We start from the raw sequence: 11,409 nt of genomic DNA, 5'->3' as shown, positions 1-11,409 counted from the left end.
GGGCTCCGGCGCGCGGGGCGGCGCTGGCTCGGGGGTCGGCGCGGGCGGCTCCGGCGCCTGCGGTGGCGCGGCGTCGATCACCTCCACGCGGACGTCCTCGCCCGGCGCGGGCGGCGGTGGCAGCCGGGACAGCGCGCCGAGCGCCGCGAGGTGGAGCGCGGCGGAGGCGGCGTAGGCGAGGGGCGGCCCGAGACGCCCCATCCGTCACCGCTCCCGCTCGACGTGGATGGCGAACCGGGTGACGCCGCCGTCGCGCACGAGGTCGATCGCCCGAACCACCGCGCCGTGCAGCGCGCCCTTGTCCGCGGAGATGATCGCGCGCGTGTCCGCGTCCTTGCGGACCGCCTCGCGCGTGCGCGCGACGAGCTCCTGCTCGGTTCGCTCGACGCCGTCCAGGTAGACCTTGCCGTCGCGCGTCAGCACGACGGCCAGGATGGTGCCGGTCGTGTCCCCGCCGTGGGCGGCGCGCGGCAGCTCGACCTCGATCGCGGCGCGGACGATGTAGGTCGCGGTCACCATGAAGATGATGAGGAGGACGAGGACGACGTCGACGAGCGGCGTGACGTTGATGCCGCTGATGAGCTCGTCGTCGTCCTCGCCGCCGGAGAACCCGGCCATCGGTCACGCCTCCCTGACGGGGCGCGCCTCGAGGTGCGCGACCGCCGCGTGCCCGAGCGCCGTCGCGCGCTGCGCCGTGCGGCGGAGCCCGCGCTGGAAGAGGTTGTAGGCCACGACCGCGGGGAGCGCCACGAACAGCCCGACGGCGGTCGCGACGAGCGCCTCGCTGATCCCCGTCATCACGGTTCCCGCGCCGGCGGCGCCGGGGTTGCGAGAGAGGTCGACGAACGCGCGGATGATGCCGAGCACGGTGCCGAACAGGCCGATGAAGGGGGCGTTGTTGCCGAGCGTGCCGAGGAAGGCGAGCCGCCGCTCGTACTCGATGCGAGCTCGCTCGATCGTCGCCGCCACGACCTCGCGGACGGTCTCCGGCCCCTTCGCGGCGTGCGCCACGGCGGCGCGCACCACCTCGGCCTCCATTCCGCGGCGACCCGCCACGGAGGCGGCGGCGCCGGCGAGATCCCCATCGAGGAGTCGTGCCTGCAGCGCGTCCACGTCGATCGCCCGGCGGGAGAGGAAGAAGGCGAGGCGCTCGAGCATGACGCCCACCGACGCGACGGAGAGCCCGATGAGGAGCCACAGCACCCACTCGGCGCCGAGGTTCGTGAATGCGAGGAGCTTGGTCTGGAGCATGGCTTTCCTTCTCGAAAGACCTGCGGGACGTAACGATCCGCGTGCCGCGAAGTCAAGGCGCGAGGGCGCGCGGACGCCGCGCGCTCCGATCACCTTTCGTGAACCCGTACCCCCCGCTTCACGGACCGCGAGGCGACTCGCTCGGACGATCGCGCCTCGCCCGCGCGCGTCGCGCGCGTGAAATTCACGAGACGCTTGCTTGACGTGTGTGATCTCGGCGCGCTAACCTCCGCGCAACTTGTCCATTCTTGAATGTCCAGCGACAAGCGACATCGGATGGACGTTCCGAGGAGGGAACACGATGCCTGCGAAGAAGACGACGAAGAAGCCCGCCGCGAAGAAGACGACGACGAAGAAGAAGGCGGCGAAGAAGACCGCCAAGAAGTAGCGACGGCGCGCTTCATCGCGCAGCGCCGCGGCCGCCTCCGGGCGGCCGCTGCTTTTTTGGGGGCCTCGTCGTTAGGATCCACGGCATGTCGCTGGGCGCCGGAGAGATCGACGCGGTCATCCGCGAGCTCGCGCCGCTCGCAGGGGCCCGCGTCGACGCGGTTCGGGTCCACGCCGAGCGGGCGCTGACCCTCGAGCTGTACGGCCGGTCCGGTCCCGCGCTGCTCCTCCTCTCCGCCGAGCCGGACGTCACGCGCCTCCACGTCGTGCGCGCGCGCCCGCCGCAGCCGCCCTCGCCGTTCCCCTTCCAGGCCGTCCTGCGCCGCGAGATCGAGGGGGCGCGCCTCGTCGCGATCGAGTCCCTCCCCGGCGATCGCGTGGTCTCGCTCGCGCTCGAGACGTCTCGCGGCGCGGTCCGCCTCGTCGCCGAGCTGACCGGCCGGCACGGGAACCTCTTCCTGCTCGGCGACGACGGGATCATCCGGGCGAGCGCGGGGCGGAACCTGTCGCAACGCCGCAAGCTCGTCGCGGGCGAGCCCTACGAGGCGCCCGCGCCGCAGCCGGCGCGCCCGGAGCGGCCCCGCTTCACGGCCGAGCCCGGGGCGCCGTTCCCGCTCTCGGCGGCCATCGAGGCGCACTACTCCGCCTTCGAGCAGGAGCGGATCGTCGCCGAGGGCCGCCGCCGGCTGCGCGAGCCGGTCCGGGCCGGCGTCGCCCGCGCTTCGCGCGCGCTCGTCAAGCTCGCCGAGGAGGCGGCGCGCGTGCCCGCGGCGGAGGCCGACCGGCGCGTGGCGGATCTCCTCAAGTCGAACCTCCGCGCGGTGAGGCGGGGCGCGCGCGAGGTGACGGTCACCGAGTGGACGGAGGAGGGGCCGCGCGAGGTCCAGGTCGCGCTCGACCCGGCGCTCACGCCGCAGGCCAACATGGAGCGGTACTACCGCCGCTACCGGCGCATCGTGGAGAGCGCGGCGCGGATGGAGGCGCGGACGGCCGAGGTGCGTGGCCGCGAGGCGGCGCTCCGCGCGCTCCTCGGCGAGATCGACGCCGCGCCGCTCGAGGAGCTCCCGCGCCTCGAGCGCGAGGCCCGCCGGCTCGGGGCGGGCCCGCGGCCGCAGCCGGCGACTCGGCCGGGGAGCGCCGCGGAGCGCGCGCGCGCCCGCGAGGAGGCGGTCCCGTACCGCGCGTTCCGCTCCGCCACCGGCGCCGCGATCCTGGTCGGCCGCGGCGCCGCCGAGAACGATCGGCTCACGCTCCGCGTCGCGCGCGGAAACGATCTCTGGCTGCACGCGCGCGGGATCACCGGGGCGCACGTCGTGGTGCGGCTCGAGAAGGGGCGCGGGCCCGACCAGGACACGCTGCTCGACGCCGCGCACCTCGCCTTGCACTTCTCCGATGCCCGCGGCGCGCCGCAGGCCGACGTCGCCTACACCCGCGCGAAGTACGTCCGGAAGCCCAAGGGCGCCGCCCCGGGCGCGGTCACCTACAGCCAGGAGAAGGTGCTGCTGCTCAGGACCGAGCCGCAGCGCGTCGAGCGGCTGCTCGCGGAGGAGGAGGGGACGGAGGGGTAGGCGGGTCGCGCGCGGACGTCGGTCGGGGTCGAGGACGGGGTCGAGGACGGGGTCGCGAGGAGAAGCCGCGTTCGCCGGCGCCAGCGCCGCCGCGGGCTCGCGCGAGGGCGACCGAGGCCCTGCCCGCCCGCCCGCAGGACACCCGTGAGCCGCGCCGGTCGTGGGGGCGGCCCTTGATGGCAGGTGCCCCCCTCCGTAGGATCGGGCCCGCCCGTGCCCCGCCCCCCGCAGGCCAACCGACAGCTCGAGCTCTTCGACGCGCGCCGCGCCACCCGCGAGGCGAAGCTCTCGGCCGCGAGCCGGCTCGCCGACTCGCTCGCCGGCATCCTCTCCGAGCGCGTGCGCCTCACCGTGCACGACAACCGCTCGACGATGGTGTCGTTCCGGCGCGGCCCGTCGGGGCTGCACTACCGCGTCCACCACATGTTCCTCGGGGCCCCCGGCGACGTCGTCCGCGCCCTCGCCGCGTTCGCGGGCCCCTCGCGCGGCGCGGCGGCACGGCGGCGCGAGGCCGGCTCGCGCATCGACGCGTTCGTACGGCACAACCGCGCGCGCATCGCCGTCCCGCGCGCCGACCGGCTGCAGCCCCGCGGCCGCGCTCACGACCTCCAGGCGATCTACGAGCGGCTCAATGGCGCCCACTTCGGCGACGCCATCGAGGCGCGCATCGGATGGGGGCCGGTCCGCGGCGGGCGGCGGCGGCGCACGGTGAAGACCGGGGTGTACGTGCAGGACGCGCGCATCATCCGCATCCACCCGACGCTGGACCGCCCCGAGGTGCCCGAGTTCTACGTGGCGATGGTGGTGTTCCACGAGATGCTCCACCAGGCGGTGCCGGCGCGGGAGGTGAACGGGCGCCGCGTGGTGCACGGCGCGGAGTTCCGCCGGCGCGAGCGCGCGTACCCGGACTACGCGCGGGCGAAGGCGTGGGAGGAGCGGAACCTCGGGCTCCTGCTCTCCGCGCCCGGGTAGGCGCGGTGATTTCACGGGGGCTGCGCCCCCCGCCCCGCCGACGGCTGGCCGCCGTCGTCGGGGCCCCACCCCTGCTCGCCGGGTCCCGTGCGCCACCGCGGGCGGCTTCGCCGCGATCGCGGTGGCGCCCCGGCGGGCTCGCTTCGCTCACCCACCGTCACCGAGCGGCAACCCCCATCGGGCGCGCCGCCTCGCGCCCGAAACAAACCGGCGGTGCCCGCTGCGGTGGGCCATAATCCCGGCCCCATGGGCCGCGCCGCCCCCGCGCTCGTCATCCTCGTTGCGCTCATCGCGCTCGGCGCGTCCGGCTGCCTGCGCGGTCGCGGCACCGCGAGCGAGCCCATCGTCACGAAGGTCGAGCTGACGGGCGTGACGGCGCTCGACGCCGACGAGATCAAGGCGAAGCTCGCGACGCAGGCGCCGGCGGCGCCGGCGGGCGTCACCGGCCTCATCGCGCGGCAGGGGTTCCCGCTCGATCCCGACGCGCTCTCCGTCGACCGGCGCCGGATCGAGGCCTACTACCGGGAGCGCGGCTACTACGAGGCGCGCGTCGAGGAGGTGAAGCTCCAGCCCGACGGGCCCGGCCGCGTGCGGGTGGTGATGCGGGTCTCCGAGGGAAAGCCCGTGCACGTCACGGAGATCCGGATCACCGGCCTCGACGACATGCCCGAGGCCCGCAAGCGGATCGAGAAGCTGCCGCTCGAGGTGGGCGAGGTCTTCCGGGTCGCCGACTACGACCGGACGAAGGCGGCGATCGCCTCGGCGCTCCGCACCACCGGCTGGGCGAACGCGGAGGTGAAGCAGTCCGCGCAGGTGCTCCCGCTCGAGGGGACCGCGCAGGTGACCTACGAGGTGAAGCCGGGGCCGCGCTTCCGCTTCGGGCCGATCTTCGTCGCGGGCACCGCCACCGTCTCGCGCGACATCATCCGCGAGCAGGCCTCGATCGACGTGACCTCCGGCGGCTGGTTCGACGAGTCGCGCCTCCCCAAAGCGCAGGCGCGCGTGTTCGACCTCGGGGTGTTCGCCGGGGTGCGGGTGACGCGCGGCACGCCGAACCTGGAGCGGGGGATCATCCCGGTCGTGGTCGCCGTGCGCGAGGCGCCGTTCCGCACCCTCCGCGCGGGGCCGGGCCTCGGCATCGAGGCGACGCGCTGGGAGACGCGCGCGAACGCGGGCTGGCAGCACCGGAACTTCTTCGGCGATCTGCGCAAGGTGGGGGTCGAGCTGCGCGCCGGGTACGCGTGGCTGCCCACGCCCTGGGCGAGGCAGCGCGAGGGGGTGGTCGGGCAGGTCGGGCTCGAGTACCAGCAGCCCGCCGCCATCGCCCGTCGCATCGACGTGTCCGGCCGGCTGGAGCTCGAGCGCGGGCTCGAGGCCGCGTACGCCTTCTGGTCGGAGCGCGTCCAGCTCGGCCTGCCCGTCCGCATCGCGCCGCGCTGGACGTTCGTGCCCTCTTACAACCTCGAGGTGTACCAGCTCTCCCGCGAGCGCCAGACGGCCGTGACGACGACGCCCGGCCTGCCGGAGGTGGAGACCCGCCCGCTCCTCGTCGGCTGCCCGAGCAGCGTCTGTCTGCTCTCCTACCTGGAGCAGCGGCTGGCCTGGGACGGCCGGAACGACCCGGTGAACACGCGGCGCGGCTACTACGTCGGGCTCTCGGTGCAGGAGGGCTTCCGGATCGTGAACGTCGGCTATCGCTACCTGCGCCTCCTCCCGGAGGTGCGCGGGTTCTGGCCGCTGTCGAGATCGCTCGTGCTCGGCGTGCGGGCGCGCGTCGGCGGGCTCGTCCCCCTCGCCGAGCCCGGCGAGCCGCCCATCGTCGCGCGCTTCTACGCGGGTGGGCCGGCCTCGATGCGCGGCTACTACACGCGCCGGATGTCGCCGATGGTGTACGACGGCCAGGACTGGCTGCCGGTCGGGGGGAACGGCCTCGTGGACGGCTCGCTCGAGCTGCGCTACGCGATCTCGGGCAGCTGGGGCGGGACGGTCTTCGTGGACGGCGCGAACGTGGCGTCGCCGAGCGCGCGCCGCAACGAGTGGCGCACCGTCCTCGATCCGCGCGACGTGCAGCTCGCCGCGGGCACCGGGCTGCGCTACGCCACGCCGATCGGCCCGATCGGGGTGGACGTGGGCGTGCGCCTGCCCACCGACCTCTCGCCCGGGGTCAACTTCAACCACCGGTTCCCTGCGGTCCCGGCGAACCCCGGCGCGCCGAGCGAGCACCGTGAGCCGATCGTCGCGGTGCACATCACCATCGGCGAGGCGTTCTAGTGCGCGCGCTCGCCACCGCGCTCCGCCTCGCGGGCCTCGGCCTCCTCGTGCTCGCGGCGACCGTCGGGGTGCTCCTCTCCGCGATCACCCTGTTCGCGACCTCCTCCTTCGGCCGGCCGATCGTGGCGCGCACGCTGATCGGGCTCGTCGACGACGCGCTGGCCGGAAGGTTCGAGCTCGCCGCCCTCGTCGTGCGCGCGGACGGCGCGGTGGAGATCCGCGGCCTGCGCGTCCTCGATCCGGATGGACACCTCGTGCTCGCCGTGGACCGGGCGCGCGTCGCGGTGGACGTGACCCAGCTCCGCCGCGGCAGCGTCGGGCTCGCGGTCGAGCTCGACGGGCCCTCGGTGCTCCTCGAGCAGGAGGAGGACGGTGGCCTCTCGCTCGCGCGCGCCTTCGCGCCGGCCCACCCCGGCCCGCCGCGGCCGGCGGAGCCTCCGCGAGAGACCGCCGGCGGCGGGCGCGGCCTCACGGTGCGCGTGACGTCGCTCGCCGTCCGGCGAGGCGACGTGTGGTGGGTGGACGCGAGCGGCGCGACGCGCCTCGAGGCGCGCGACCTGGACCTCGACGCCCGCGGGGCGTGGGGACCGGCCGACGCCGAGCTCGAGCTGCGGCTGCGCGGCGCGCTCGATCTGCCCATCGCGGCGCCGCTCTCGCTCGAGGCGGTGGCGGCGAAGCACGGGGACCGCGTGCGGGCGCCGCTCCTGCGGGCCGAGCTGGGCGGCACGGCGCTCTCGCTCGTGGGGGACGTGGACGTCGCGACCCTCGCCGGGCGGCTCGCGATCACCCGGCTCGACGTGGCGCGCGCGCAGGCGCGGGCGCTCCTGCCGCAGGTGGGCGGCGGCGCCGACCTCGCGGTCACGGTCTATGCGGAGTCGGACGGCGCGCACGCCACCGCAGCGGCGCACGTCGAGCCCGGCGCCGCGGCCGCCGAGGGGAGCCCGGCGCGCGGCGGGCCGGGGCGGGCCGATGCCGCGGTCGCGCTGCGCCTCGCGGGCCAGCGCGCGCTCGGGTTCGTCGTCGCCGCCGACCGGCTCGATCCGGCCGGCCTCCACGCGGCGGCGCCTCCCGGCGAGGTGACGCTCTCTGGCCGCGGCGCGATCTCGGGCAGCTCGCTCGCGGATCTCCGCGCGGACGCGGTCGTCTCCATCGCCCGCTCGCGGCTCCGCATGGGCGAGCTCGGGCCGGCCGAGATCGTCGCGCGGGCGGAGGAAGGGGCCTACGACGTGCGCCGGCTCACGCTTCGCGCGCCGGGGCTGGCGGTCGACGGCGCGCTGCGCTGGCGTCCCGGCGGCGCGGTGTCGGGGAAGCTCGCCGCGGACGCCGCCGATCTCGGCCGCGCGACGCGAAACCTCGGCGCGCTCCTCGGCGAGAAGCTCCCCGCCGTCTCCGGCAGGGCGCGCGTCGAGGCGGCGCTCTCCGGGACCGAGCGAGCGCCCGCGCTGCGCGCGACGGGCGACGCCCCTGCGCTGCGCGTCGGCGACCTCGCGCTCCGGGGCGTCCGGCTCGAGGCGGACGCGTCCGGGCCGCTCCGCCGCCCCGTGGTGCGGCTCGACGGCGCCGTCGCCGCGGTGCGGTCGGGGAGCGACGACGTCGCGCACGGCGTCGCCCTGAGCGCGCGGCTCGAGAACGAGGACGTGGTCGTGTCGGGGAGCGCGTCGCTGCCCGCCGTGGGGAACCAGCCGATCTCGCTCGACGCCCACGGCACGCTCGGGCCGCGCCGCGACCGCCTCGCGCTCTCGCGGCTCGCGCTCGCGTACCCGGCCGTTCGCTGGGCGCTCGCGCACCCGGCGACGGTCCGCTTCGCCGGTCCCGCCGTGGACCGGCTGGAGCTCGTCTCGGGCGAGCAGCGCCTCGCGGTCGAGGGAGGGCTCGGGCCGCGCGGCGCGCTCGACGCGCGCGCGGAGCTCGCCCGGGTGGACCTCGCGCGGCTGCCGCCCGGCGTCATCCCGCGCGGCCTCGGCGTCGCGGGGGTCCTGACCGCCGACGCGCGCGCCACCGGCACCACGCGGCGGCCCGTCGTCGACGCTCGCCTCGAGCTCTCCGGCGGCGCGGTGCGCGGGCTCTCCGGCCTCGACGCCTCCGGCACCGCGAGCTGGGACGGGAAGGGGCGGCGCGCGGCGCTCTCGCTCGCGGTCCAGCGCGCGGCCGGAGGCCTCGTCGACGTCACCGCCGACCTGCCGCTGCCGCTCGCCCGCTCGCCCGGGGCGCGGCTCTCGGCGCGGGTGCGGGTGGAGGCGCTCCCCGTCGCGCCGCTGCTCGCGGCCGCGGGCGCCGCCTCGCCGCTCGAGGGGATCGTCGCGCTCGACGTCACGGTCGAGGGGACCGCCGGGGCGCCGCGCCTCACCGCCCAGGCGTCGCTCGACGGCGGCTCGTACGGCGAGGTCGGCCCGTTCGCGCTCGCGCTCACGCTCGAGAACCCGGGGGAGCGGGCCGCGCTCCACGCCAGCGCGACCTACGACGGGACCCCCGCGCTCGTCGTCGACGCGGCGGCGCCGCTGGACCTCTGGGAGCTCGTCGCGCGCCCTTCCGGCGCGGTCGCCGGGTTGCGCCGCGCCCCGGTGGAGGTGAGCGCGGTCGTCCCGGGCCTCCAGCTCGCGGCGCTCGCAGGGGTGCTCGGCCTCCCGGAGGAGCTCGAGGGCACGCTCGAGGCGCGGGCGGCGATCGCGGGCACCGCCGACGCTCCGCGCGGGAACGTGACCGTCGGGCTCGCGCACGCGGTCATCGCGGGCTACCGGGAGGTCGGCGCGGGCGTCGGCATCGCGCTCGATCCGGCGCGGGTCGGGGTCACGGGCCAGGTCACGCTCGGCGAGGATCAGCTGCTGAAGCTCGAGGGGGCGATCGCGGCGCCCGTCGAGCGGCTCCTCGCCGCCGAGCGCCTGCGGAGCACCCCGCTGAAGCTCGACGCCGTCGTGCCGCGCGTGCAGCTCGCCCGGGCGGCGGGCGCGGACGCCGCGGTCCCGCTCGCCGGCGTCGTCGAGGGGCGCCTGTCGCTGGCGGGGACGCTCGCCGCGCCCGTCGTGCGGGTCGACCTCGGCGGGAGCGGGATCGCGGTGGACGGCCGGCCGCTCGGCGAGGTCTCCGTCCGCGCGAGCCACGAGCGCGCCCGCACCGAGGCGCAGGTCGCGATCCGCGCGGTGGCGGGCGGAGCCGTGGAGGTGACGGGCGTGCTCGACGCGCCGCTCGGGCTCGGCGCGGGCGGGCCGCCGCTGCGCTCGGCGCCGCTCGACGCGCGGCTCGTGTCGACCGGGCTCGACCTGGGCGTCCTGCCCGCGCTCCTGCCCGGCGTCGTGCGCAGCGCCTCCGGGAAGCTCACCGCCGACGTCACGGCGCGCGGTCCGCTCGGCCGGCCGCGGCCGCGCGGCAAGGTGCTCCTCGCCGACGGGCGCGTCGCGATCGCGGAGTACGGGGAGTGGACCTCCGTCGCGCTCGACCTCGAGGTGAACGACGACGCGCTGGAGCTGCGGCGGCTCTCCGCGCAGCGCGGCCGCGGGCGGCTCGAGCTGACCGGGTTCGCGCACGGCCTCGCGTCGCCGAGCTCACCGGTCGAGGCGCACCTCAGGACCGAGTCCCTCACGATCACCCGGGCCGGACAGGAGCTCGCAAACCTCGACCTCCGCGCCGACGCGACCGGGACCTACACCGCGGACGCGCTGCGGCTGGAGGTGAAGGTCCCGGGCGCCACGGTCCGGCTCCCCTCGCGGACGCCGCGCTCGCTCCAGCCCCTCGAGCAGCGGCCGGACATCGTGGTGGGAAAGCGCGCCATCCGCGAGCGACGCAAGCGCGCCGCGATCGCCGCGGAGGGCGGCCCCGGTGCCCCGGCCCGCCCCCAGGCGAAGCCCTTCACGCTCGCGGCGCACGTCGTCGCGCCGGGCCAGCTCTTCGTGAAGAGCGACAGCCCCCTCGAGAACGTCGAGCTGAAGGCGGACATGACCTACGAGCTCGTCGGCGGGAGCGACTACGCCTCGGGTGAGATCTCGGTCGTGCACGGGTTCGTGGAGCCGATCGGCGGCCGCCACTTCGACATCACGCGCGGGCGCGTCCAGTTCACCGGCGGACCGCCCATGGCGGCGATGCTCGACGTCGAGGCGACCTACGACAACCCGGAGGCGATCGTGACCGTGGTCGTCGCGGGGCCGCTGAGCGCGCCCGAGATCCGGCTCTCCTCGAAGCCGCCGATGGACGAGGGGCAGATCGCGATGCTGATCGCGACCGGCCGCACCGAGATGAAGCGCGGCTCGGGCCAGGTCGGCGCGCTCACCGGCGAGGAGGCCGGCAAGGCCGCCCTCGGCGCCGTCGCCACCCAGGCGTTCAAGAACCTCGTCGCCAACAAGCTGCCGCTGGACACCGTCGCGCTCGACTCGGGCGCGCTGCGCGCCGGCCGCTACGTGACGGACAAGGTCTACATCGGCTACGTGCGGCGCTTCGACGCGAACGTCGAGCGCGGCGAGAACGAGAACGAGATGCGGGTCGAGTACCGCATCTCGCCGCGCTGGACGGCGGAGGGGCGCTACGGCACCTCGGGATCGGGCGGCGCGAGCCTCGTCTGGTCGAAGGACTACTAGCGGACGTCCCGGGACCCGCGCGCCTCGCGCCACAGCGCGCGGAGGATCAGCGCCGCGAGGACGAGCCAGAGGACGGTGCGGACGATCGCGGTGGGGTGGAACAGGTGATCGCGGAACCACGGCTCCCAGCGCCGGGCGCGGACCTCGAACGCCACGTGGAAGTCCCAGATCGACACCGCCGTGAGCGCCGCGAACAGGGTCGCGGGCCCGGCCGCGATCGCCCCGGCGAGGAAACCGTAGAGCGCGTACTGAGGGCTCCAGATCTTGTTCGTCGCGATCCAGACGACGAGCGCGAGCGCCGTCGCGAGCCGCGCCGCGCGCGCCGCGTCGCCGCCGCGGCGGGCGGCGAGGGCGGTGGCGGCGGCCCCCGCGAGCGCGGCGAGGGCGAGCGGACC

7 protein-coding genes and 2 pseudogenes are annotated in these 11,409 nt (G+C 76.4%); 5 read left to right on the top strand and 4 right to left on the bottom strand.

Annotation, left to right across the window (positions count from 1 at the left end; all coding sequences use genetic code 11):
- The 3 genes and pseudogenes from MNY62_RS24555 to MNY62_RS24545 form a co-directional block, all read right to left on the bottom strand.
- Positions 1-201, bottom strand: a pseudogene (locus MNY62_RS24555) (energy transducer TonB); the annotation flags it as partial.
- A gap of 3 nt (positions 202-204) precedes the next feature.
- Positions 205-618, bottom strand: coding sequence for an ExbD/TolR family protein (locus tag MNY62_RS24550; protein WP_242346965.1), 414 nt, complete (start codon positions 616-618; stop codon positions 205-207).
- 3 nt (positions 619-621) lie between these two features.
- Positions 622-1,251: a MotA/TolQ/ExbB proton channel family protein gene (locus tag MNY62_RS24545; protein WP_242346964.1), complete on the bottom strand. Its 630-nt coding sequence runs from the start codon at positions 1,249-1,251 to the stop codon at positions 622-624.
- A gap of 238 nt (positions 1,252-1,489) precedes the next feature.
- Between MNY62_RS24545 and MNY62_RS24540 the strand changes: the two genes are divergently transcribed.
- The 5 genes from MNY62_RS24540 to MNY62_RS24520 all read left to right on the top strand — a co-directional run bounded on the left by MNY62_RS24540 (position 1,490) and on the right by MNY62_RS24520 (position 11,014).
- Positions 1,490-1,639, top strand: a complete 150-nt coding sequence (locus MNY62_RS24540; protein ID WP_242341563.1) for a hypothetical protein — start codon at positions 1,490-1,492, stop codon at positions 1,637-1,639.
- Between the two features lie 85 nt (positions 1,640-1,724).
- On the top strand, positions 1,725-3,206 hold the full coding sequence (locus MNY62_RS24535) for an NFACT RNA binding domain-containing protein (protein ID WP_242346963.1): 1,482 nt from the start codon (positions 1,725-1,727) through the stop codon (positions 3,204-3,206).
- A 213-nt stretch (positions 3,207-3,419) separates the two neighbouring features.
- Positions 3,420-4,178, top strand: a complete 759-nt coding sequence (locus MNY62_RS24530) for a hypothetical protein (RefSeq protein ID WP_242346962.1) — start codon at positions 3,420-3,422, stop codon at positions 4,176-4,178.
- A gap of 246 nt (positions 4,179-4,424) precedes the next feature.
- On the top strand, positions 4,425-6,449 hold the full coding sequence (locus MNY62_RS24525; RefSeq protein WP_242346961.1) for a BamA/TamA family outer membrane protein: 2,025 nt from the start codon (positions 4,425-4,427) through the stop codon (positions 6,447-6,449).
- Entirely contained in the window at positions 6,449-11,014 is a 4,566-nt protein-coding gene (locus tag MNY62_RS24520) for a translocation/assembly module TamB domain-containing protein (protein ID WP_242346960.1), read from the top strand. Before MNY62_RS24525 ends, MNY62_RS24520 begins: the two co-directional genes overlap by 1 nt.
- On the opposite strand, the pseudogene MNY62_RS24515 reads toward MNY62_RS24520, so the two are convergent.
- Positions 11,011-11,409: pseudogene (locus tag MNY62_RS24515) on the bottom strand (hypothetical protein); the annotation flags it as partial. The gene MNY62_RS24520 and the pseudogene MNY62_RS24515 sit on opposite strands and share 4 nt — an antisense overlap.

Source organism: Anaeromyxobacter terrae, from assembly GCF_022690685.1.
In the GTDB taxonomy this organism is placed as follows: domain Bacteria; phylum Myxococcota; class Myxococcia; order Myxococcales; family Anaeromyxobacteraceae; genus Anaeromyxobacter; species Anaeromyxobacter terrae.
Note: the sequence above shows the minus strand (reverse complement) of the source record. Positions and strands in the feature narration are given on the sequence as shown.